The organism is Hoeflea sp. EC-HK425, from assembly GCF_902498795.1.
Classification (GTDB): Bacteria; Pseudomonadota; Alphaproteobacteria; order Rhizobiales; family Rhizobiaceae; genus Hoeflea; species Hoeflea alexandrii.
On record NZ_LR701572.1, the window covers coordinates 3,303,628 to 3,325,952 of the forward strand.

The following is a 22,325-nucleotide window of genomic DNA, read 5'->3' on the forward strand; positions in this document are numbered from 1 at the left end:
ATCAGGCGGGGCCGAAAGCCGTGTTGCTGCGTCGCGGCAGCAGCGCCATCAGGGTGAAGCCCCGCGCCATCAGGAAGATGTTGAGCGAGATCCAGAGACCCAGATTGCCCCAGACCTGGGTGAAGACGATCGACAGGCCGATAAACAGGGCAAGGGACAAAAGCATCATGTTGCGCATGTCGCGCGACCATGTGGCGCCAATGAAGACGCCGTCCATCTCGAAGGCGAGCACGCCCGAAAGCGCCGTCAGCGCCGCCCAGAACAGATAGGCGCCTGCCTCCAGCCGAACCGGTTCGAGGGTCGTCATCAGGCCGATGACGGCATTTCCGAATATCAGGAAAAACACTGTCGTGAACCCGGCAAGCGCGAAGCCCCAGAACACCGTCAGGCGAACGGCCTTGTCGAAAGCCGGACGGTGGCGGGCGCCGATGGCCCGGCCGGCGAGCTGCTCGGCGGCGGTGGCAAAACCGTCGAGATAATAGCCCGCGACCATGAAGAAATTCATCAGGATGGCATTGGCGGCCAGGGTGGTTTCGCCAAAACCGGTGCCCTGCCGGGTGAACCAGGCAAAGGCCGCGATGAGCGCAAAGGAGCGGATCATGATGTCGCCGTTGAGCGCCATCAGCCGCATGACCGCCGGCCGGTCGATGATCTGCTTCCACGATGGGCTGTGGGCGCGGTCAAACCTCCGCCGAATGACCAGGAAACCCATGGCGCAACCGGTGAACTCGGCGATCACCGTGGCCAGAGCAACGCCTTCAAGGCCGTAGCCCAGCCCCAGCCCGAACCATATCGACAGGATGATGTTGGTGCCGTTGATGACCGATTGCAGCAGCAGGCCGGTTCCGCCCATGCCGCGGCCGAGCACATAGCCAAGGATGGCGTAGTTGGCCAGAGCCGCGGGAGCCGAGAGAGCGCGTATGACCAGATAGGTCGAGGCGGCCGCCGCCACCTCGCCCTGGGCGCCCATGAAAGCCAGCCCTGCAGCCAGAAGCAGCGGCGTGGCCGCAATGATCAGCAAACCGGCGACGACGGAGATCATCAGCGACCGCCAGAAAACGGCCTGTTCTTCCGTCGGATCACCCCGCCCCATGGCCTGGGCGACCAGGCCGGTGGTGGCCGAGCGCAGGAAGTTGAAGGTGGTGAACACCAGATCAAACAGGATCGCCGCGATCGCCAGACCACCCAGCAACGCCGCATCGCCCAACCGTCCAACCACGGCGGTATCCACCAGTCCCAGAAGCGGGGTGGTCAGAAAGGCCAGCGTCATCGGCACCGCGATGGCAAACACCATGCGGTTGGTCACCTCGAAGGCACGACCTTCCGGCGGCAGGACATCGGTTTTGAGAAGCATATCTGACAAGCGGTGCAAACCCAGCGGGAATAGATGTCTCTTTCCTGTTCGAGTTCGATCCTGCTGTAAAGGGCCGCACGCATCACACGGCATCAATGCTTTTGATGAATCGGAAGGGGGCGAAATGCCGCGACGCTCCCGATGGACGATTGGCGCGGCCCCGGGCATAAGAAGCCATGCCTCTGCTGCCGATTGTCCACGCCCCAGACTATGATGCCAATTTCGACCCTGGCCATCGGTTTCCGATGGGCAAGTACACACGGCTGATGGAGCTGATCCGGGACAGCGACACGGGATCACGTTCTGTCTTTCACGCACCGGCGCCGGCGTCTGCGGCATGGCTGTCGCTTGCCCATGAACGCGGCTATGTGGATCAGGTGCTGGCCTGCAGGGTCCCGTTGCCGATCGAGCGCGAGATCGGGTTTCCGGTCAATGAACGGGTGAGCCTGCGCGCGCGGCTCGCCACCGCCGGCACGGTGATGGCGGCACGGCTGGCTCTCCATGGCGGCATTGCCTGCAATACGGCTGGCGGCAGCCATCATGCGCGGCGGGCGCAAGGGGCCGGCTTCTGCACCTTCAACGATGTGGCGGTGGCCGCGCTTCTGCTGCTCGCCGATGGCGAGGTGGGCCGTGTCCTGGTCGTCGATCTCGATGTACACCAGGGCGACGGCACAGCGGAGATCTGCGCCGGCATCGACGCCATCCGCACCGTATCGATGCACAGCGAGAAGAACTACCCGGTGCGCAAGCAGACCTCGTCGGTCGATGTCGCGCTGCCGGACGGGGTACGCGACGAGGCCTATCTTGAAACGCTTGACTGGCTGCTGCCGCGCAGCATCGACAACTTCTCGCCCGACCTGGTGTTCTACAATGCAAGCGTCGATCCGCATGAGCACGACCGGCTCGGGCGGCTGTCACTGACAGACCGGGGGCTGAAGCACCGCGACCGGCGGGTTTTCTCGTTTTTCAGGCAACGAGGCATCCCGGTGGCGTCGGTTCTTGGCGGCGGCTACAGCCGCGACGTCGACGCCGTCGCCCGGCGGCATCTCATGACCTTCGAGGCTGCTTCCGAATTCGTCTGAGAGCGGGCGCTATCTGCGCAGGCTGAGCAGCCGCATGATGATGAAGACCGGGATCACGACACCGGCGCCAAGCACGAGATAGCCGCCGAAACGGCCGAGCGCGGCAAAGCCGGTTTCCCACAGGTTCACCAGGAAATCGCGAACGATGTAGAGGATATCGACCGGGTACCAGTTGAAGGCCGCCATGACGACGCCGACCACGAAAGAGGCGACCAGCAGCTTGAGTGCCGTACGACCGGGCGTATCACCCAGAAAGCGTGTCAGACCATTGCTCATGCCGGCGATTCCCGTGTTTCGTCGGCCTTCACATAAGCACGGTAGAGGCCTCGGGCAAGACCGTCATTCGATGCCGTCGATCATGCGCTCGAGCGTTTCCAGCCTGTCGGCCTCGCCCGGAGGCTTGTCCCAGCGCAGGCGGTTGATGCGCGGAAACCGCATGGCGACGCCGGACTTGTGACGGGACGAGCGGGCAATCCCCTCGAACGCAACCTCGAAGACGAGCCCCTTGTCTGCCGCGGCGCGCACCGAGCGGACCGGACCGAAACGCTCGATGGTGTTGTTGCGGACATATTTGTCGATCTCGAGGAGTTCCTCGTCCGTGAAGCCGAAATAAGCCTTGCCGACGGGCACAAGCTCGCCCGGCTCGCGCCACACACCGAAGGTGTAGTCGGAGTAGAAGCCCGAACGTTTGCCGTGGCCGCGCTGGGCGTACATCAGCACCGCGTCGATCAGGAAGGGGTCGCGTTTCCACTTGAACCACTCGCCCTTCGGCCTGCCGGGCAGATAAGGCGCCGACTTGCGCTTGATCATCACCCCTTCGATTACCGGGAAAGGCGGATCGGCCCGGAGAGCGGCAAGGTCATCCCAGCTGTCGAATGCCAGCATCGCGGAGCAGTCGAAACGTTCCGGGTTCAATCCGGCAACAAAGCTTTCGAGGCGGGTGCGGCGCTCGATAAAAGGTTTCGAGCGAAGATCCTCTTCGCCATCCTGCAGCAGGTCATAGGCGCGGAAGAAGGCCGGATGATCGCGCAGCTGCCGTGCTGTTACAGTCTTGCGGTTGAGGCGCTGCTGCAGATCGGAGAAGCTGCCGGTCTCGATGTGACCGCCGGCGGAACGCGCCACCAGCAGTTCGCCATCGAGTGCGCCGTCGAAGGCGATGGCATCAACAAGATCGGGAAATGCCGCCGAGATATCGTCGCCGGTGCGGGTGTAGAGCCGGCTGATGCCGCGTTCGGAGGCCGCCTGGACGCGGATACCATCCCATTTCCATTCCGCGGTGAAATCCGCCGGATCGAGTTTCTCGAAATCCCTGTCCTCAATGGCGTGCGAGAGCATCACCGGGCGGAACGGCGCGGCGCCGGCATTGATCGGTTTCGGACCTGATCCCTCGAGCCAGGCAAACAGATCGGCATAGGGCGCGCTCAGACCGTGCCACAATTCCTCGATCTCGTTGACCTCGACCTTGCCGAAACCGGCCAGTGCCTGCTTGATCAGACGGCTCGAAAGTCCCATGCGGAACCCGCCGGTGACCAGTTTGAGAAGCGCATAGCGGCCCGGCGGATCGAGCCGGTCGAGCCAAGCCTCGACGAGGCCGGGGCCTTCGCGGCGCGAGGAGGCCTGCAGGGTCTCGACCACCTCGGCCAGTCCCGGTGCGTCATTGCGGCCCGGACGAGAGACCGCCTTTTCAGGCCAGGCCAGGGCGATGGTTTCGGCCAGGTCGCCGACATAATCGTAGGAATAGCCGAAGAGTTCAGGATCCATGCGCGACGAGATCAGTTCACGCAGTTGCGCCGGCTTGACCGCCGGGATGTCCAGATCGCGGGCGATGGCGGCGAGCGCATAGCCGCGCTCGGGATCGGCAACGGTGCGGAAATAGTCTTTCAGTAGCGAGAGTTTGGCATTGCGCGAGGGCGTAAACGCCAGCATGTCGAGAAGATCGGCGAAGCGGTTCACGGCTCAATCCCCCTCATCTTCATAGCCGACCAGATGCAGCGGCCTGGCGGGTATACCCTGCATGGCACACCAGCGCACCAGCGCCTCCTCGCGGCCGTGGGTGACCCAGACCTCCCCCGGCGCCACGGTCTTGATAGTTTCGGCAAGCTCGTCCCAGTCGGCATGATCGGAGATCACCAACGGCAGTTCGACGCCGCGCTGGCGGGCACGCGCCCTGACCTGCATCCAGCCGGAAGCGAAGCTGACCAGGGGATCGGGGAAGCGGCGCGCCCACTTTTCGCCAAAAGCCGAGGGCGGGCCGAGAACGATGGCACCGGCGAAATCGCCCTTGGCACCGGCGGCGACGGTCGCCGGACGCAAATCGCCGAGCCCGATGCCCTGGCTTTCGTAATAGTCGCATAGTTTTTGAAGCGCGCCGTGGATATAGAGCGGCTGGTGATAGCCTGCGTCACGGATGAGGCGGATGACGCGTTGCGCCTTGCCCAGCGAATAGACGCCGACCAGATGGGCGCGCTCGGGATTGCGCGAGACCGAACGCAGCAGCCGGCCGATTTCGTCAGCCGCGATCGGGTGCCGGAATACCGGCAGCGCAAAGGTCGCTTCAGTGATGAAGACATCACAGGCGACCGGCTCGAACGTGGCGCAGGTGGGATCCGGTCTTGGCTTGTAGTCCCCCGAAGCGACAATGCGCATGCCGTTCATCTCGACGGCGATCTGGGCCGATCCCAGGACATGGCCGGCGGGATGAAATGTCACGGTCACGTCCCCGATCCGGATCACCTCGCCCAGGCCCGCCGGCTGGGTGGCGCCAGCGTGGTCGGCACCATAGCGGATCGCCATGATGTCGAGCGTTTCCGCCGTCGCCAGCACATGGCCGTGACCGGCGCGGGCATGGTCGGCATGGCCATGAGTGATCAGCGCCCGATCGACGCCGCGCACCGGATCAATGAAGAAATCCCCCGGCGGGCAATAGAGCCCTTCGCGGCGGGGGATCAGCAGATCTTCAGGTTTCATTTTCATGCCAATCAATTAGGGCGGCTGCGTGACTTGCAAAAGGGCTTGCGTATTCTGCGCGGCCAACGCATAGGCTCCATCAACGGTTCCTGTTTGGTCCACACACATGACATCCTACCAGCTTTCCTCTGGCGATCTGACTGCCGATCGCCGCGCTCACTACGCCCGTCTGTACGCGGAATCCGGCGATCTGGCTGCTGCAGCCGATCTGCAGTCACAGGCGCTTGAACTTGCGCCGCTCTGGGCCGCGGGCTGGCACCAGCTTGGCGGCTACCTCGAAAAGTCCGGCGATCACGCGGGGGCTGCCGATGCATGGCGCAAGGTGCTCACGCTTTCGCCAACGGACATTTTCGGCGCAAGCCTGAAGCTGTCGCTGACCGGCCAGGCCGAAACTCCGTCGACCCCGCCCTCAGAATATGTCGAAGCGCTGTTCGACGGCTATTCCGACCGTTTCGATACAGCCCTTCTGGAAGACCTCGGCTATTGCGTGCCGGAACGTCTGACGGCTCTGCTCGGCGAGGCGGCCGGCAAGGAGACCCAGTTTGCCAGGGTGATTGACCTGGGCTGCGGTACCGGCCTGTTCGGGGAGCGGATCCGGCGCATGACCTCCTGGCTCGAAGGCTATGATCTGTCGCAGGGCATGCTGGCTAAGGCCGGAGAGAAGGGTCTGTACGACCGGCTCGGGCAGGCCGACATCCTGAAGGGGATCGCCGCTGCGCGGCTTCCGGGCGCGGAACCGGCCGAGCTTGTCGCCGCAGCGGACGTGTTTGCCTATTTCGGCGACCTCGCGCCAGTCATCCAGGTGGCGGCGAACCTCGTCGCAGCCGGAGGACTGATGGCCTTTTCGCTGGAAGCCGGCCCGGAGGATTGCGACTGGCTGTTGCAAGCTTCGCTGCGCTACTGCCACGGCGAACCCTATCTGCGTGGCCTGCTCGAGCAGCATGGCCTCGACATCCTTCGACTGTCGCGGGAGCCGATCCGGCGGGACGGCACCGAGGTGATTTCGGGTCTGCTGGTGATCGCGCGCAAGCGCCCGGGCGTTGTGGCGACAAAACAGCAAACGGCCGACTTGCTCTCCGACCCGCCTCGTGTTGCGCTCAACTGAAAGCTCCGGACACTGAAGCTGCCACGGTCAGGCCAGAACGAAGCCAGTGGCAATGGCCCGGCAGGCGCGATGGAACAGGCGGACCGTGCCCGGGTTTGATGCAGGCCCATGCTCCCTGGCCTATCGTCACGACCCGTCTTGGACTGGCCGCGGCGCTGCACTAGATTGACAGCCGTGAAAGCCGAATCTGCGCCTGCCACCGACAATCCGGGATTTGCATTGCCCGAGCCGTTCCTTGGCTGGTTCGCCAGCCGCGGCTGGCAGCCGCGCGCGCATCAGCTGGAACTTCTTTCCGAAACCGCAGCCGGGCGCTCGATGCTGCTGATCGCGCCGACCGGCGCCGGCAAGACGCTGGCCGGCTTCCTGCCGAGCCTGACCGAGCTCGCCGCCCGCGGCAAACCCAAGCCCGGCTCCGCCGGTGCGCGATCGCTGCATACACTGTATATCTCGCCGCTCAAGGCGCTGGCCGTCGACATAGAGCGCAACCTGGCGCGACCGGTCGAGGAAATGGGCCTGCCGGTGCGGATAGAGACACGGACCGGCGACACGCCGCAATCCAAGCGGGCCCGGCAACGCACCGATCCGCCCGATATTCTTCTGACCACGCCGGAACAGGTGTCGCTGCTGATCGCCAACACCCACGCCGAGCGGCTGTTTTCCGGCCTGCGCTATGTGATCTTCGACGAACTGCATTCGCTGATTGCCTCCAAACGCGGCCATCTGCTGTCGCTGGCCCTGGCGCGGCTGCGGAAACTGGCGCCGGGCCTGCAGACCATCGGCCTGTCGGCGACGGTGGCGGATCCGGAGGAACTGCAGCGCTGGCTGGTGCCGCAATCGCGCCTGACCGATGAGCGCGCCGGGAGGATCACGGTGGCCGGCGGAGCAAGCCCGATCATCACCATTCTTGAGAGCGAGGAGCGGATTCCGTGGTCCGGGCACTCGGCGCGCTACGCCATCCCCGACGTCTACCAGACCATCAAGGATCACCGCACCACGCTGATCTTCGTCAACACCCGCAGCCAGGCGGAACTGCTGTTTCAGGAGCTGTGGCGGATCAATGACGACAGCCTGCCGATCGCCCTGCATCACGGCTCGCTGGATGCGGCGCAGCGGCGGCGGGTGGAGGCGGCGATGGGGCGCAACGAGCTCCGCGCCGTGGTCGCCACCTCGACGCTGGACCTCGGGATCGACTGGGGCGACGTCGACCTCGTGGTGCATGTTGGCGCGCCAAAAGGTGCAAGCCGGCTGGCGCAGCGCATCGGGCGGGCAAACCACCGCATGGACGAGCCGAGCCGGGCCATCCTGACGCCGGCGAACCGCTTCGAGGTGCTGGAATGCCAGGCCGCGATCGACGCAAATTACGTGGGCGCGCAGGATACGCCATCAGGTGGCGACGGCGGGCTCGACGTGCTGGCCCAGCACGTGCTCGGCATGGCGGCGGCGGCTCCCTTCGATGCGGAGGATCTTTATGCGGAAGTGACCAGCGCCTCGCCGTATTCAGACCTCGACCGGGAGACTTTCGACAAGGTGATCGATTTCGTCGCCACCGGCGGCTACGCACTCAAGAGCTACGAGCGTTATGCGCGGATCCGCAAGCGCGCCGACGGTCTGTGGCGGATCTCCAATCCGCAGGTGGCGCAACAGTACAGGCTCAATATCGGCACCATCATCGAGGCGCCGATGCTCAATGTGCGGATGACCAGCCGCAAGAACGGCACATTGTCGGGCCGCGGCGGACCGCCGCTGGGCAAGGTGGAGGAGTATTTCCTCGAAACGCTGGCGCCCGGCGACACGTTTCTGTTTTCCGGCAAGATCCTCAGGTTCGAGGGCATCCGCGAGAACGAATGCCTGGTCTCCAAGGCCTGGGACCAGGATCCGAAGGTGCCGGCCTATGCCGGCGGCAAGTTTCCGCTTTCGACCTATCTCGCAGACAGCGTGCGGGCAATGATCGCCGATCCGACGAAATGGGGCGCCCTGCCCGACCAGGTGTCGGACTGGCTCAGGATGCAGCAGCAGGTCTCCCAGCTACCCTCAAGCGACAGCCTGCTGATCGAGACGTTTCCTCGGGCCGAACGGTTCTTCATGGTGCTCTACCCCTTCGAAGGCCGGATCGCGCACCAGACTCTGGGTATGCTGCTCACCCGCAGGCTGGAGCGCATGCGGGCGCAGCCGCTCGGCTTCGTCGCCACGGACTACTCGCTGGCGGTCTGGGGGCTCGAGGACATGGGGGCGATGATTTCCGATGGCCGGCTTGATCTCGCCGAGCTGTTTGACGAGGACATGCTGGGCGATGACCTCGATGCCTGGCTCAACGAATCCTGGATGCTCAAGCGGACCTTCCGGGCCTGTGCGGTGATCTCCGGGCTGATCGAGAAACGGCACCCCGGCCAGGAGAAATCCGGGCGCCAGGTAACGGTTTCAGCCGACCTGATCTACGATGTGCTGCGCACCCACGAACCCGACCACATCCTGCTGCAGGCGACGCGCGCCGATGCCGCACAGGGGCTTTTGGACATTCAGCGGCTCGGCGCTATGCTCAAGCGAATCAAGGGGCACATCCAGCACCGAGCGCTTGAGCGCATCTCGCCGCTGGCCGTACCGATCATGCTGGAAATCGGCCGCGAGACGGTTGCCGGTGAGGCGCATGAGAGCATATTGGCCGAGGCGGCAGAGGACCTGCTTGCCGAGGCCCAGAACCAGATCTGAATGGAACACCCATGCATGGCGCGAATGCAGCGCTTGAAAGCGACACTCCGGCAACCGGCCCATTGACGGCCGAGCTTTCCGTCAACAGCACTGCGGTGGTGTGCGACCGCATGGGAGTGCTCTGGCTGCCTGGCAGCGCCACGCTGGTGGTCTCAGACCTGCATCTGGAAAAGGGTGCTGCCTTCGCCAGGCGCGGCATGATGTTGCCCCCCTATGACACTGCCGCCACACTTTCGCGACTAGGCGCGGCGATCGCCAGCTATGCGCCGCGCCTTGTGATCAGCCTGGGCGATAGCTTCCACGACCGGATCGGTTCGGCGCACTTGCCCGAGTGTTACCGGGAACAGTTGCAAGGCCTGCAACGCGGGCGCGACTGGGTCTGGATCGAGGGTAATCACGACCCTGATCGTCCAGTGGGGCTGGAGGGCAGTTTCTTCAGCGAGTTGCATGTGGAAAGCCTGGTGTTCCGGCACGAGCCGAAATCGGGTGCGGCGGACGGGGAAATCGCCGGTCACCTTCACCCCACAGCGCGCGTCATCAGACGCGGCAAGGGCGTGCGCCGGCCGTGTTTTGCCAGCGACGGAAAGCGGTTGCTGATGCCGGCATTCGGTGCAACCACGGGCGGGCTGGAACTGCGACATCCGGCCATGCGCGGCTTGTTTGATCGCACGCAACTGGTGGCGCACCTTATCGGCCGCGAGCGGATCTATTCCGTTGCTTACAACCGTATGAATGGCTGAACCCGCAAAGCCCTGCTATCGCACCGGCCGGCCCGGCATTCACGCAAGCAGGACGAGGCCGATCGAGGCGATCACGATGGCGCTGATGGTCAGGCGCAACCGCCCGAACCAGGCCGGCAGCAGGCCAGTGCCGGCGCTCTTGAAATCCCATGCCGCCTGCAGTGCAAAGCCGGCGGCCAAGAGCAGCAGCGACCAGGGGCGATCGATCAGCAGGGCCAGCCAGGCGGCCAGCGAGGGCGCGACACTCAGAATCATCTGCTCGGCGGCGCGGGCCGGTTGGTCAAGCGTCAGGGCACGCCCCCAGCGAACTCCGCCCATGAACGACAGGATAACGGCGCCGTAGCCCAGAAAGGCCGTTTCACCGCCCAGATGCGCGGCGGCGAATGCGGGCGAAATGACCGCGGCAACCGCCATAGCCAGAAACGGAATTGCTCCCAGTCCCGCCAGAAACCAGGCGGTAGCAATCATGCTGGATTGATTCCGGTGTGCGCTCATGCCGGTCCCTGCTCCGATATGCTGATGATCAGTCCTTGCGGAAGATGACGCTGCCCAGCCATCCGGTCAGCGTTGCGAGAAGCACCGCGACGATGCCGTAGGCCAGTGAATAGACATGGGCAAAATTGTAGATGAACTGCTCGAGGCCAGTCTTGACCACGCGGAGCGGGATCTCTTTTTCCATGACGAACTGGCTGTTCTTGTAGAGAACCGCACGAACCGTGTGCTGGCCGACAGGGATGTTTGCCGGAAGCCGGACGGTGGCCCGGAACAGGGCCTTGGAGATGAACTGCACGCCGGTCGGATCACGCTGGTACAGCCCCCCGACCTGCTTTATGCGGCGCAGCGCGTCGCGAAACTCGGTCAGGCGGGATCCGTCGCCGATGCTGCCGGTGGGAACGAGGCGGATGTTGTTGATGCCGATGTCGCGGGAGGCAAGCTCCATCAGGTTGGCGATATCGGCCAGTGGCCGGGTGCTCGACATCGAATAGGAGGCAGGGATTGGCCCGAACTGGATCGAGTGACGGTTGATCCAGATCCCGGCAACCCGCTCCTTGCGCCTGACGGTGGTGGGTTTGCGCGGACCTTCCAGCGCCACAACCACATCATAGGCGAATGTGGCCAGCAGCAGTTCGTCGGCGCCGTCGATGGCCCCGAACACGGTGATGTCTGCACCGGAGAAATCCGAAGTGATGGCGATCTCGTTGGTGGAGATCCCGATATCGATCCGTTCCGAGAACTTGTCGTTGATGGTGACGGTGGGATCAACAAGCTGGGCCGCGGCAGGGAAAGCCGCCAGCAGGAACACACCGAAGAGGAAGGCTGCGTACCGCATCAGAACCCGAAACTCCCGCTGACCACGGAGTAGATTTCGTCGGGTGGCAACACCAGGCCGAAACCAAGCCGGATGCCAACCGCGAGGACGAGCAGTGCAAGGCCTGCGCGCAGCTGCTCGCCACGCATCTTCTGACCGACGCGGACACCATACTGCGCGCCGATAACGCCAGCGACCATCAACAACCAGGCGAGAACGATGTCGACCGAATAGTTGGTCGTCGCCTGAACCACCGTTGTGAAGGCGGTGACGAAGATGATCTGGAACAGCGATGTTCCAATGACCACGCTGGTGGGGATGCGCAGCAGATAGATCATGGCCGGAACCATGATGAAGCCGCCGCCGACGCCCATCACCGAGGTCAGGATGCCGATGGCGAAACCGAGCAGAATGACCGGGATAACGCTGAGATAGAGCTTCGAACGCTTGAACCGCATCTTGAAGGGCAGCCGATGCACCCAATTGTGCTGGCCGGGCTTGCGCAGCGACACAGGCTTGTTGTTGGCGGCGCGGCGCAGCGAGTTGACGCTCTCCCACAGCATCAATCCGCCAACCGACCCCAGAAACACGACATACAGCAGCGAGATGATCAGATCGAGCTGACCCAGGCGACGCAGCATGGAGAAGATCTGAATACCGACCGTGGCGCCGGCGAGACCGCCGACAAGCAGCACAAGTCCGAGCTTGATATCAAGCGTGCCGCGGCGGAAATGCGCCAGCGCGCCCGAAACCGAAGAAGCGACAACCTGGTTCGCGCCGGTGGCGACCGCAACCGCGGGCGGGATGTTGTAGAAGATCAGAAGCGGCGTGATCAGAAAGCCGCCGCCCACGCCAAACATACCGGACAGGAAACCCACTGCCGCGCCCATCCCGAGGATGACGAAGATATTGACCGACAATTCTGCGATCGGCAGGTAGATAGTCACCTTGCGCCCCCGGGCGTCAATGACGGGAAAAAAGGTTGCGACCGGGTAGCCCCGACAATACGGTTTTGCGCGTTTCGACGGTGCGAGTCAAATCGGATAAGGTCATCGCGGCAAGGTTTTACCGCAGTTACCTGAATATTTTACATCGTCTGCGGCAACCGGTCTGCGCGTCCCCAAAACAAGGTCCCAAATGTGACGACAAGCCCTTGAACAACGGCTTCTGACAGCCGGCTGTCTTGTCCGCCAATGCAGCCACAGGGCCGCCACAGACGTTGCTCGCGGAGCAGCGGGATCAACCGTTGCGCGCGAGCAGCTCCTGAACCAGCCGGTCGTCGATTTCACCGGTGGCGGCCATGCCGATCGAGGCCTGGAATTCCTTGATCGCGGAAACGGTCTTCTTGCCCATCACGCCATCGGGTGGTCCGGCATCGAACCCGTTGTTGTTGAGGATCGCCTGAATGTTGCGGATCGCCTTGCTCATGTCCACCGAAGCGGTCTCGGTGGAAGCACCCTGCCACGAGGCGGGAACCTCGACTTCATTGGCATCCGCATTGATCGGCTCGGCCGTCCAGTTGGCGACTGCGGCGCGAGCCGCCTCGACCTGTTCCGGCCGAAGTGCGTTGAACACCTCGTCGCGCTTGACCGCGGCGTCCTTGTCTCCGTCATTGGCCGCGATCGCGAACCATTTGTAGGATTTCTCAAGGTCACGGGTCACACCGTCGCCACGGGCGTAGAGGATGGCGAGGTTTACCTGGCTGTCGCGCACGCCGACTTCGGCAGCGCGCTCGAACCACGCGGCGGCATTCTCGTAGTCCGGAACCTGACCGGCTGTGGCGTAGAGAACCGCGAGATTGTGCATGGCGCTGGCATTGCCCTGCTCGGCGGCCAGCTGGTACCACTTCTTGGCAGCGTCGAGGTCACGCTCCAGGCCGCTGCCTTTCTCGTAGAAATTGGCAATCCGGTACTGCGACGGGGCATGACCGAGATCGGCCGCGCGCTGATACCAGCTTGCCGCCGACTTCAGGTCGACAGGAACACCGCGTCCTTCGGTGAAGCGTGCGCCGATTTCATAGAAAGCCAGCGGATTGCCCGCAGCCGCAGCAGCCTTGAGCGCTCCTGTTGCCGCATCCTGGGGCAGGCCATCCAATGCCGCGGTCAGAACCTCGTCGTCCGCCGGCGCTGCCTGCTCGACCGGTGTAATTGCCGCCGTGGCCTCGGGCGATGTCGATTGCGGCGCCATCTCGGTCATCTGCGAGGGTGTATCGGTACCGGGCTCGATCACCCGGACCTCTGGCAAGCGGGTTTCGACCAACGGCTGTTCGGCCTCGGCACCCGCCACCATGTCGGAAACATCACCACTCAAGGCAGTCTGATCGGTCGTTTCTGCGGGCTCGACAATTGCTGGCTCGACATTGGCTGTTTCCTCGTTGCCGCCCGAGAGCAGCCCCGAGACCAGCGGAACGGTCATGATGGCCAGCAGGATCGCGCCGGCCGCCATCAGGATCGGCCGGCGTTTCGACTTGAGCACCTCAAGCATTCCGCCGCCACCGCTCTTGCGGCCCTTGCCGATGGTTTCGACCTCCGCAGCCGCCGCCATGGCGGCGCGACGAGCGGATGCGAGAAATTCGGTCTTTTCCGAACCAGTGTCGGCGGGGCCACCGCCACGCTGACGTTCCGCGGCCTGGGCCTCACGCACCTTCTGCAGGATGCGGTTGATGTCGGGTGCACCAGATCCCGGCTCAAGCGGCATGTTGGCGGTTTCTGCATCCATTTCCATTGACGGATCGAGCGGCGGAGTATCGTCTTCGGTGAACTGGGGTTCGGCCTGTGCCTTCGACGCATCCCGGCCTGGCCGGATACGGGCCGCCAATCCTGAGAGGAACGACTTGTCACCGGTCTTGCCCGTTTCGGGCATTTCGTCGTCGCCGGTTTCGGCCTCCTGGCTCTTTGCATAGGCCGCCGCCAGGGCAGCCGCTTCGGATGGCGAGCGGGCCGCATGCGGTTTCATCTCTGCCTCGGAACGGTCCATCTCGGACAACGCATCCTCATGCTCGCCAGCCAGCTCCATCACATCCTCGAGGGACTGGGCAGAGGCCTGCGGCATAGCGGTACCGAACGCTGCGCGGCTGGCAGGCTCGTCATGCGAGGCGGCCTGATGGAGCCCCGGCGCTGGCGCACCGAGGCGCTCCAGACGTTCGGCGATCTTCATCATGGTTTCCTGGACCGCCTCGAACGCGCGGGTGGTCCTGTCCTCGGTCTTGCGGCTGAGCCCTTCGAGAGCCTTGAGGTCGTCGGCGAGCGCCGTAATAACCTCCATGTTGGCAATCGACTGCGGCGAAGGCGCGCTGCCCATCTGCCCTGAATAGGCAGACAGGGCAGCTTCGGCGGCCTGGCGGGCAGCTTCGACGACAAACTCGTCGCTGGTTGCCAGATGCTCCTCGATCGAGGCCAGACGCTCGTCGAAGGCCTCGGTTCCGGCTGCCGAAGGTGCGGAACTGATCAACCGCGAGAGATTGGCAATCTGGTCCTCAAGACCGCGCATGGCCTCATCGCTGGGGCCGGCCTGACCGGTGCTCGACATGTCGAGCCGATCGGCAATGTCGGCAAGCCTGGCTTCCAGGCTCTCCATCCCGGGCATCATCATCGGTGCCTGATCGACATAGGGCCTGTCGAGCCGGGCCGAAATCTCGGCCAGCTGAGCTTCGAGGGTTTCAAGACCGGGCAGCGGGTCGACGCTGCGGGAAACCGTGGCCTCGGCCCGACCGATGAGGGCTTCAAGCCGGCCGATAACGGCTTCGGGAACGGTGCCGGTCTGCGGCTGTGGTACCGACAGGCCTTCAATCTGGTGAGCCAGGTGGTCGAGCCGGGCAATCAGCGCGTCATCCACGCCGCGCGCGTCGAGGGCTTCGATCTTGCCGGTGATGTCACTGAGATAATCCTCAAGCTCGGGCATACGGTCCTGGCGGGCGCCGTTTTCGAGATAGGACTGCAGATGTTCGATCCTGGCATCGAGCCGGGCAATGGCTTCCTCGTCGGCCAGCTGGGCGATCCGGGATGAAAGATGTTCGATGCGGCTGCCGATCTGGTTTTCGACGGCGGAGGGCTCGAGTTCGTCGATCTTCTGGGCAACAGAAGCCAGCCGGGCCTCGAGGCGTTCGAAGGGAGCATTGCTGGCGGCAGCCGAACCGGGTGCAGGCAGTGCCGCAATTGCACGGGTGATCTCATCAAGACGGGCGCCGAGCAGCTCGAACTGCTCCGGGAAATCCGGTCCCGCGGCAACCGACTGGCGTGACATCGCCTCGATCGTCTGTGACAGTTCGGCGATCTTGTTCTCGATCACCTGCCCCTGACCGGATTCGGGCATGGTTGCAAGGAATTCACGGATCTCGTCAACACGGTAGGCAAGATTGACCAGCTCTTCGCGCAGTGCGGCCATGTCGAGACCGGCGACCTGCTCTTCCATGGACTGCCAACGGTTTTCGAGCGCGCGAACACTCTCCTCCCGGGCGAGACGATCGACCATCTCGCGCATGGAATCGAGCTCGAGCCGGAGGGCATCGGCGCCGCCATCCTGCGCGCCGAGCGCGTCTATCGAGGCCGAGATACCGGCCAGGTCGCGGCGCAATTCCTTGGGCAGCGACTGCTCGCGGGCTTCCCTGCGCAGTTCGCCCATCTCGCGGCGAAGCGCTGCCATTTCAGTGATAAGCTGCTCGCCGAGATCCGGTTGCGCAGCCTGGGGCACGGCTGAAACCTGGTCCACCATTGCGGTCTTTCTGGTGGATTGACGTCCCTGATTGCCGCGGCTGGCGTTTGCTTTGACGCCCTGCGCGGACTTTCCGTGCTGCGCCTGCTCAAGGGCGCGCTGGCGGGCGCGGATATCGTCCAGCAATCCATCGCCAAGACCGGAGGGCTTGATCCTCGCCGCCGGGGCTTGTTGCTGTGTCGCGGCCGCATAGCGGCCAGGCGCGGCAGTTGCGCTGCGGCCCATCATCGATTCAATTCGCGCTTCCAGGCTCTCGATCGTACGGTTGAGCGAATCCAGCGAGGAGCCGCCCGTGCCTTGCCTGTTTGAATGAGATCGCGATCCGTTCATTTTTGCTTCCGCTTCGCGTTGTTGACCGGAGCTTGCCGCTCCACCCCCGTCCGCAGCACATCCATTTCGCTCTTCGGCCAACCCGCGAACATCGCCGACGCCGAAAAGCCAGACTTCAAACCGGCAAAAACAAGATACAATGAATCCGGGCTTACTGCTCTTCGCCCACACATTCTGCGAAACGTGGTAAACAACCCGTTAACCAAGGTTACTTTTCTTTCGCGAACGAAGCTGAAATCCGGGCGACTTGACGTGGCGTAAGGTATAATGTCACACCGCGATCGAGCTTTTCGGAAAACAGAGAAATGGCGGCCCAGGCCAACGATGAACACCATGACAGACACCAGCGCGGACCACGATGAAGCGGTCTACAGGATTGGCGATCTGGCCGAGGAATTCGGCGTCACGCTGCGTACCCTGCGATTTTACGAAGACAAGGGCCTGCTCAAGCCGACACGGGTCGGAGTCACACGGCTTTTTTCCAAACGCGACCGGGCTCGCCTGAAGCTCATTCTCCTGGGCAAGCGGGTCGGCTTCTCGCTGACCGAAGTCAAGCGTATGATCGACCTTTATGACCCGCGCGGCAAGAATGTCACCCAGCTCAAGGTTGCCCTGTCGAAGGGGGAAGCGCAAATGCGGGTGCTGGAAGAACAGCGCGCGACCATCAACACGGCCATCGAGGAACTCGAGCGCACCATTTCCGTGGTTCGGGAAATGCTGGCCGAATCAGATGGCCCCTAAACTCGCAAACATCAGCCTTTTTCATGTAACCCGCTCAAAAGGCGGGTTTTTTGTTGGGCGCCGCCCGGCATACCGGTTCGCCGCGGCGCTGCAGGCCTTGTTGCAGCCACAGATGATGACTAGATTCTGATCCGACAGCCAACTGAATTTCGACTTTTTTATCGTCTCTCCGGTCAAAAAACACTGGTTTTTGCATAGTTTTGGGATCAAGATGAGATCGAGGACGTAATCAGCTCCATTTTTTACGTTTACGCAAACGTCAAAGTTTAGTAAGCAGCTGGACGGGGATCGCCGGGCTATCGTGCCTGCGGCGACGCAACTACAAGGGATGAGGATCCATGCCAGTCTTCAAGGCACCGGTCGACGACACGCTTTTCATTCTCAACGACGTGCTCGGATATGAGCGCTACATGAACCTGCCGGGGTTCGCCGATGCAAGCCCGGACATTGTCGAGGCCATCCTTCAGGAGGGCGCGCGCATTTCCGAAGAGGTGATGCTGCCGCTCAACCAGGTCGGCGATCAGGAAGGCTGCACCCGGCACGACGACGCCACGGTGACCACGCCAAAGGGCTTCAAGGAAGCCTACAAGCAGTATCGCGAGGGTGGCTGGCTCGGACTGGCGGCACCGGTTGAATTCGGCGGCCAGGGTCTGCCTTATGCTTTGCATGTCGCGGTCGGCGAGTACATGTCCTCGGCGAACCTGTCGTTCATGATGTATCCCGGCCTGACCCAGGGCGCGGTTGCCGCGATCCACGAGCACGGCTCGGACGAGCAGAAGGCCAAGTACCTGCCGAAGATGATCGAGGGTATCTGGACCGGCACCATGAACCTGACCGAGCCGCATTGCGGCACCGATCTGGGACTGCTGCGCACCAAGGCGGTGCCGCAGGCTGACGGCAGCTACAAGATTTCCGGCCAGAAGATCTTCATCTCGGCCGGCGAACACGACATGTCCGAAAACATCATCCACCTGGTGCTTGCCCGTATCGAGGGCGCGCCGGAAGGGGTGAAGGGCATCTCGCTGTTCATCGTGCCGAAGTTCATGGTCGGTGACGACGGCGCGCTGGGCGACCGCAACCCGGTCTCGTGCGGCTCGCTGGAAGAGAAGATGGGCATTCACGGCAATGCCACCTGCGTAATGAATTACGACGAGGCAACCGGCTACCTGATCGGCACCGAGAATGCCGGCCTCAAGGCCATGTTCGTGATGATGAACGAAGCTCGCCTCGGCGTTGGCCTGCAGGGCCAGGCGATGGGCGAAATCGCCTATCAGAATGCGGTTGCCTACGCCCGCGAAAGGCTGCAGGGCCGCTCTCTGTCGGGCGCCAAGGAGCCTGAGAAGAAGGCCGATCCGATCATCGTGCATCCGGACGTGCGGCGCACGCTGATGACGATCCGCGCCTTCAACGAGGCCGGCCGCGCCTTCATGCTGTGGACCGCGCTGAAATCAGATGTCGCGCACAAATCCGAAGTCGAAGCCGACCGGCAACAGGCCGACGACCTGCTGACCCTGGTCACGCCGGTGGTCAAGGGCGTTCTCACCGACAAGGGTTTCGACCACGCTGTGATGGCGCAGCAGATGTTTGGCGGCCATGGCTACATCGAAGAATGGGGCATGAGCCAGTATGTCCGCGATGCCCGCATCGCCATGATCTATGAAGGCGCCAACGGTATTCAGGCGCTTGATCTGGTCGGCCGCAAACTTGGCCAGAACGGTGGTCGCGCTGTGATGGCGTTCTTCAAGGAAGTCGGCGATTTCTGCGAGGAGAACCGCAACAACGAAGAGCTGGCGCTCTACACCAAGGGCCTGAAGAAGGGTCTCAACGACCTGCAGGCCTCGACCATGTGGCTGATGCAGAACGCGATGGCGAAGCCTGACAATGCCGGTGCCGCCTCGACCGACTACATGCACCTCTTCGGGCTTGTGGCGCTTGGTTACATGTGGGCGCTGATGGCCAAGGCTGCCGTTGACAAACGCGCGTCCGGTGCGGACGGCAAGGACGAGTTCCTCGCCTCCAAGCTGCTCGTCGGCAAGTTCTACATGGAACGGATCATGCCCGAGACTTCGATGCGCAAGGCCCGCATCGAAACCGGAGCGGACACCATGATGGAACTGGCCGCGGACGCTTTCTGAGCACCGCGCACCGTCTGGTCGAGAAAATGGCGGGCGCCCTCCGCCCGCCGGGAATTCTGGGAGGAAGACATGGCGACATTGCCATCGGAAGTGCTTGGCGTACCCCGTCCGGACTGGATGGAAGACGACGTTGCCATGCTCGAGGACATGGCCGGCCGCTGGCTGGAAGCGGAAGTGGTTCCGCATTACGACCGTTATGAGAAACAGGAAATGGTTGATCGCAGCGCCTGGGAAGGCGCAGGCGCGGCCGGCCTGCTCTGCGCCTCCATGCCGGAAGAGTACGGCGGCTCGGGCGGCACCTACGCCCACGAAGCTGCAATCATCGAAGCGCTGGGGCGCACAGGAACCGACGGCTTCGGCATAGCGCTGCACAATGCCATCGTCGCGCCCTACATCCTGCATTTCGGCTCGGAAGAGCAAAAACAGAAATGGCTGCCGAAGATGGCGTCCGGCGAGATGATCGGCGCCATCGCCATGACCGAACCTGGTGCCGGCTCGGACCTGCAGGGCATCAAGACGACAGCCAAGAAGGATGGCAATCACTACGTCATCAACGGCTCGAAGACCTTCATCACCAATGGCCAGCATGCCAATTTGATCATCGTCGTGTCCAAGACCGATCCGACCAAGGGCGCCAAAGGCACCTCTCTGATGGTGGTCGAGACCGACGAGGTCGAGGGGTTCCGGCGCGGCCGCAATCTCGACAAGGTGGGGCTCAAGAGCAATGACACGTCGGAGCTGTTCTTCGACGATGTCCGCATTCCCACCGCCAACATGCTCGGAACCGAGGAAGGCCAGGGCTTTGCCCAGCTGATGACGGAACTGCCGCAGGAACGGCTGCTGATCGCCAACCAGGCGATCTCGATGATCGAACGGGCGCTGGCAATCACCATAGACTATGTCAAGGAACGCAAGGCCTTCGGCAAGGCGGTGATCGAGTTCCAGAACACCCAGTTCAAGCTGGCGGAGCTGAAATCCGAAGCCACCATGGCGCGGGTGTTCGTCAATCACTGCGTCGGCGAGCACCTCAAGGGGCAGCTCAGCTCGACCACCGCCTCGATGGCGAAATACCTGACCACGGACCTGCAGTGCAAGGTGGCGGACGAGTGCGTTCAGCTGCATGGCGGCTACGGCTACATGAACGAGTATCCGGTGGCCCGGATGTTCCGCGACGCGCGGGTGCAGCGGATCTATGGCGGCACCAACGAGATCATGAAACTGCTGATCGCAAGGAGCCTGTGAGCCAATGACCGAATTCACGCTTGATTGCTTCCTGGAAAGCGGCAACGCCTACAAGGTGGCGCTGATGCTCGAACTCAGCGGTGCCGACTGGGCGCCGCGGCGGGTAGCGTTTTTCTCCGGGCAGACACGGTCGCCTGAATTCCGCAGCATGAACGTCATGGGCGAAGTGCCGGTTCTCACCCATCACACGCCTCACGGCGACGTGGTTCTGAGCCAGTCCGGTGCCATCCTCGACTACCTGTCGCGCGAGATCGACCGTTTCGGACCCGCGAACGAGGACGAACGCCGGGAAATCCTGCGCTGGCTGTTGTGGGACAACCACAAGCTGACCAGCTATGTGGCGACCTACCGGTTCATGAGCCTGTTTCAGAAAAAATCCGACGATCCGGTGACCCAGTTCTTCCATGCCCGGGCCGTAGGTGCCTGGAAGGTGCTCGATGCGCATCTCGCAGGACGCGATTTCGTCGTTTCGGGCCATCCGACGATCGCGGATCTCTCGATCTGCGGCTACCTGTTCTGGCCCGACCAGATCGGCATGGACCTGACCGCTTATCCCAACATTGCCGCCTGGCTGGACCGGATCGCCGCCCTGCCCGGCTACAAGAGACCCGAAGACCTGATGCCGAGCGGGAAGGACCCCGCCACGGCTACCGCCTGAAACGAACACCAAACCCTGGAGATCACCGCAATGGTTGATGTATTTGTCTATGATCACGTCCGCACCCCGCGGGGCCGCGGCAAGAAGGACGGAAGCCTGCACGAAGTGCCGTCGGTACGGCTTGCCTCGCGCATGCTCGAAGCGCTGCGCGACCGCAATGGTCTCGACACCAAGAAGGTCGACGACATCGTCATGGGTTGCGTCGACGCGATCGGCGAAGCCGGCGGCGACATCGCCCGCGCGGCAACCTTCGAAGCCGGGTACGCCACCGAGGCGCCCGGGATCCAGATCAACCGTTTCTGCGCATCGGGCCTGGATGCCATCAATTTCGGCACCGCCAAGATCGCCCAGGGCGCGGACGACATCGTCATCGCCGGTGGCGTGGAATCGATGTCACGCATCGGCATCGGCGCGCAGGGCGGCGCCTGGTTCATGGATCCGTCGGTCAACATCCCGGCCTACTTCATGCCACAGGGCATTTCCGCCGATCTGATCGCCACCAAGTACGGCTTCACCCGCGATGACGTCGACGCCTATGCGATGGAAAGCCAGAAGCGTGCGGCGAATGCCTGGGAGAAGGGCTACTTCAAGAAGTCCGTGGTTCCGGTCAAGGACATCAACGGCCTGACCATTCTCGATCGCGACGAACACATGCGCCCGGGCACCGACATGCAGGCGCTGGCCAGCCTCAATGCCTCCTTCGGCATGATGGCGGAGATGGGCGGCTTCGGCTCTGTCGCCATTCAGGCGCATCCTGAAATCGAAAACATCAACCATGTCCACCATGCCGGCAACTCGTCGGGCATCGTCGACGGCGCTGGCCTTGTGCTGCTCGGCTCGAAGCGCGGCGGCAAGACCATGGGTCTCGAGCCGCGTGCCCGGATAAAGGCCTTCGCCAATATCGGTTCGGATCCGGCGCTGATGCTGACCGGTCCGGTCGATGTCACCGAGAAGCTGCTCAAGCGCGCCAAGATGAAGATCGAGGATATCGACCTGTTCGAGCTCAACGAGGCTTTCGCCTCGGTGGTGCTGCGCTTCCAGCAGGCCTTCGACATTCCGTCCGACAAGATCAACGTCAATGGCGGTGCGATTGCCATGGGTCACCCGCTGGGCGCAACCGGCGCGATGATCCTCGGCACCGTGCTCGACGAACTCGAGCGCCGCGATCTCAACACCGCCCTTGTCACGCTGTGCATCGGCGCCGGCATGGGCACCGCCACGATCATCGAACGCGTCTGATACCCGG

Annotated in this window: 18 protein-coding genes; 9 read left to right on the forward strand and 9 right to left on the reverse strand. The window is 63.1% G+C overall.

The annotated features are described in order from the left end of the window. Position 1: 1 nt before the first annotated feature. Positions 2-1,354: an MATE family efflux transporter gene (locus SPHINGO391_RS18670; protein ID WP_152011630.1), complete on the reverse strand. Its 1,353-nt coding sequence runs from the start codon at positions 1,352-1,354 to the stop codon at positions 2-4. 176 nt (positions 1,355-1,530) lie between these two features. Here SPHINGO391_RS18670 and SPHINGO391_RS18675 point away from each other — a divergent pair, with 176 nt between their 5' ends. Continuing rightward, positions 1,531-2,436 carry a histone deacetylase gene (locus SPHINGO391_RS18675; RefSeq protein WP_152010251.1) on the forward strand — a complete coding sequence of 302 codons (906 nt, stop codon included), beginning with the start codon at positions 1,531-1,533 and terminating at the stop codon, positions 2,434-2,436. Between the two features lie 9 nt (positions 2,437-2,445). On the opposite strand, the gene SPHINGO391_RS18680 is transcribed toward SPHINGO391_RS18675, so the two are convergent. From SPHINGO391_RS18680 to SPHINGO391_RS18690, 3 genes are all read right to left on the reverse strand, one after another. Further along, positions 2,446-2,712, reverse strand: a complete 267-nt coding sequence (locus SPHINGO391_RS18680) for a DUF6460 domain-containing protein (protein WP_152010252.1) — start codon at positions 2,710-2,712, stop codon at positions 2,446-2,448. 63 nt (positions 2,713-2,775) lie between these two features. After that, entirely contained in the window at positions 2,776-4,389 is a 1,614-nt protein-coding gene (locus tag SPHINGO391_RS18685; RefSeq protein WP_152010253.1) for a cisplatin damage response ATP-dependent DNA ligase, read from the reverse strand. A 3-nt stretch (positions 4,390-4,392) separates the two neighbouring features. Beyond that, positions 4,393-5,403, reverse strand: a complete 1,011-nt coding sequence (locus tag SPHINGO391_RS18690; RefSeq protein WP_152010254.1) for a ligase-associated DNA damage response exonuclease — start codon at positions 5,401-5,403, stop codon at positions 4,393-4,395. Between the two features lie 106 nt (positions 5,404-5,509). Between SPHINGO391_RS18690 and SPHINGO391_RS18695 the strand changes: the two genes are divergently transcribed. From SPHINGO391_RS18695 to pdeM, 3 genes are all read left to right on the forward strand, one after another. After that, positions 5,510-6,508 carry a methyltransferase domain-containing protein gene (locus tag SPHINGO391_RS18695; protein WP_244615246.1) on the forward strand — a complete coding sequence of 333 codons (999 nt, stop codon included), beginning with the start codon at positions 5,510-5,512 and terminating at the stop codon, positions 6,506-6,508. 165 nt (positions 6,509-6,673) lie between these two features. After that, on the forward strand, positions 6,674-9,214 hold the full coding sequence (locus SPHINGO391_RS18700; RefSeq protein WP_244615247.1) for a ligase-associated DNA damage response DEXH box helicase: 2,541 nt from the start codon (positions 6,674-6,676) through the stop codon (positions 9,212-9,214). A gap of 11 nt (positions 9,215-9,225) precedes the next feature. Further along, entirely contained in the window at positions 9,226-9,954 is a 729-nt protein-coding gene (gene pdeM / locus SPHINGO391_RS18705) for a ligase-associated DNA damage response endonuclease PdeM (RefSeq protein WP_152010256.1), read from the forward strand. A gap of 39 nt (positions 9,955-9,993) precedes the next feature. Here the strand turns inward: pdeM and SPHINGO391_RS18710 are convergent, their stop codons facing one another. From SPHINGO391_RS18710 to SPHINGO391_RS18730, 5 genes are all read right to left on the reverse strand, one after another. Further along, positions 9,994-10,422 (reverse strand): DUF3429 domain-containing protein, encoded by a 429-nt coding sequence (locus SPHINGO391_RS18710; RefSeq protein WP_193217345.1) that lies wholly within the window; start codon positions 10,420-10,422, stop codon positions 9,994-9,996. Between the two features lie 55 nt (positions 10,423-10,477). Continuing rightward, positions 10,478-11,284 (reverse strand): TIGR02186 family protein, encoded by an 807-nt coding sequence (locus tag SPHINGO391_RS18715; RefSeq protein ID WP_152010258.1) that lies wholly within the window; start codon positions 11,282-11,284, stop codon positions 10,478-10,480. Beyond that, positions 11,284-12,210, reverse strand: coding sequence for a sulfite exporter TauE/SafE family protein (locus SPHINGO391_RS18720; RefSeq protein ID WP_152010259.1), 927 nt, complete (start codon positions 12,208-12,210; stop codon positions 11,284-11,286). The genes SPHINGO391_RS18715 and SPHINGO391_RS18720 overlap by 1 nt, the downstream gene beginning before the upstream one ends. 292 nt (positions 12,211-12,502) lie before the next feature. After that, entirely contained in the window at positions 12,503-16,303 is a 3,801-nt protein-coding gene (locus SPHINGO391_RS18725; RefSeq protein WP_152010260.1) for a peptidoglycan-binding protein, read from the reverse strand. Next, positions 16,300-16,638, reverse strand: coding sequence for a hypothetical protein (locus tag SPHINGO391_RS18730; protein ID WP_152010261.1), 339 nt, complete (start codon positions 16,636-16,638; stop codon positions 16,300-16,302). Before SPHINGO391_RS18730 ends, SPHINGO391_RS18725 begins: the two co-directional genes overlap by 4 nt. Here SPHINGO391_RS18730 and SPHINGO391_RS18735 point away from each other — a divergent pair. The 5 genes from SPHINGO391_RS18735 to SPHINGO391_RS18755 all read left to right on the forward strand — a co-directional run bounded on the left by SPHINGO391_RS18735 (position 16,637) and on the right by SPHINGO391_RS18755 (position 22,318). Further along, positions 16,637-17,044: a MerR family DNA-binding transcriptional regulator gene (locus SPHINGO391_RS18735; RefSeq protein ID WP_152010262.1), complete on the forward strand. Its 408-nt coding sequence runs from the start codon at positions 16,637-16,639 to the stop codon at positions 17,042-17,044. The two genes, SPHINGO391_RS18730 and SPHINGO391_RS18735, sit on opposite strands and share 2 nt — an antisense overlap. Before the next feature lie 338 nt (positions 17,045-17,382). After that, the gene (locus SPHINGO391_RS18740) at positions 17,383-19,179 is read left to right on the forward strand and encodes an acyl-CoA dehydrogenase C-terminal domain-containing protein (protein WP_152010263.1); all 1,797 of its coding nucleotides are present in this window, start codon (positions 17,383-17,385) and stop codon (positions 19,177-19,179) included. Positions 19,180-19,248: 69 nt separating this feature from the next. Further along, positions 19,249-20,421: an acyl-CoA dehydrogenase family protein gene (locus SPHINGO391_RS18745; RefSeq protein WP_152010264.1), complete on the forward strand. Its 1,173-nt coding sequence runs from the start codon at positions 19,249-19,251 to the stop codon at positions 20,419-20,421. Positions 20,422-20,425: 4 nt separating this feature from the next. Beyond that, positions 20,426-21,079, forward strand: coding sequence for a glutathione S-transferase family protein (locus tag SPHINGO391_RS18750; protein ID WP_152010265.1), 654 nt, complete (start codon positions 20,426-20,428; stop codon positions 21,077-21,079). A 30-nt stretch (positions 21,080-21,109) separates the two neighbouring features. Continuing rightward, the gene (locus tag SPHINGO391_RS18755) at positions 21,110-22,318 is read left to right on the forward strand and encodes an acetyl-CoA C-acetyltransferase (RefSeq protein WP_152010266.1); all 1,209 of its coding nucleotides are present in this window, start codon (positions 21,110-21,112) and stop codon (positions 22,316-22,318) included. Positions 22,319-22,325: the final 7 nt, after the last annotated feature.

Bases quoted from the DNA above. Each gene is read 5' to 3' on its own strand.
- SPHINGO391_RS18670 (WP_152011630.1), bottom strand. From the start codon at position 1,354: ATGCTTCTCAAAACCGATGTCCTGCCGCCGGAAGGTCGTGCCTTCGAG.
- SPHINGO391_RS18675 (WP_152010251.1), top strand. From the start codon at position 1,531: ATGCCTCTGCTGCCGATTGTCCACGCCCCAGACTATGATGCCAATTTC.
- SPHINGO391_RS18680 (WP_152010252.1), bottom strand. From the start codon at position 2,712: ATGAGCAATGGTCTGACACGCTTTCTGGGTGATACGCCCGGTCGTACG.
- SPHINGO391_RS18690 (WP_152010254.1), bottom strand. From the start codon at position 5,403: ATGAAACCTGAAGATCTGCTGATCCCCCGCCGCGAAGGGCTCTATTGC.
- SPHINGO391_RS18695 (WP_244615246.1), top strand. From the start codon at position 5,510: ATGACATCCTACCAGCTTTCCTCTGGCGATCTGACTGCCGATCGCCGC.
- pdeM (WP_152010256.1), top strand. From the start codon at position 9,226: ATGCATGGCGCGAATGCAGCGCTTGAAAGCGACACTCCGGCAACCGGC.
- SPHINGO391_RS18710 (WP_193217345.1), bottom strand. From the start codon at position 10,422: ATGATTGCTACCGCCTGGTTTCTGGCGGGACTGGGAGCAATTCCGTTT.
- SPHINGO391_RS18715 (WP_152010258.1), bottom strand. From the start codon at position 11,284: ATGCGGTACGCAGCCTTCCTCTTCGGTGTGTTCCTGCTGGCGGCTTTC.
- SPHINGO391_RS18725 (WP_152010260.1), bottom strand. From the start codon at position 16,303: ATGAACGGATCGCGATCTCATTCAAACAGGCAAGGCACGGGCGGCTCC.
- SPHINGO391_RS18735 (WP_152010262.1), top strand. From the start codon at position 16,637: ATGACAGACACCAGCGCGGACCACGATGAAGCGGTCTACAGGATTGGC.
- SPHINGO391_RS18730 (WP_152010261.1), bottom strand. From the start codon at position 16,638: ATGGTGTTCATCGTTGGCCTGGGCCGCCATTTCTCTGTTTTCCGAAAA.
- SPHINGO391_RS18740 (WP_152010263.1), top strand. From the start codon at position 17,383: ATGCCAGTCTTCAAGGCACCGGTCGACGACACGCTTTTCATTCTCAAC.
- SPHINGO391_RS18745 (WP_152010264.1), top strand. From the start codon at position 19,249: ATGGCGACATTGCCATCGGAAGTGCTTGGCGTACCCCGTCCGGACTGG.
- SPHINGO391_RS18750 (WP_152010265.1), top strand. From the start codon at position 20,426: ATGACCGAATTCACGCTTGATTGCTTCCTGGAAAGCGGCAACGCCTAC.
- SPHINGO391_RS18755 (WP_152010266.1), top strand. From the start codon at position 21,110: ATGGTTGATGTATTTGTCTATGATCACGTCCGCACCCCGCGGGGCCGC.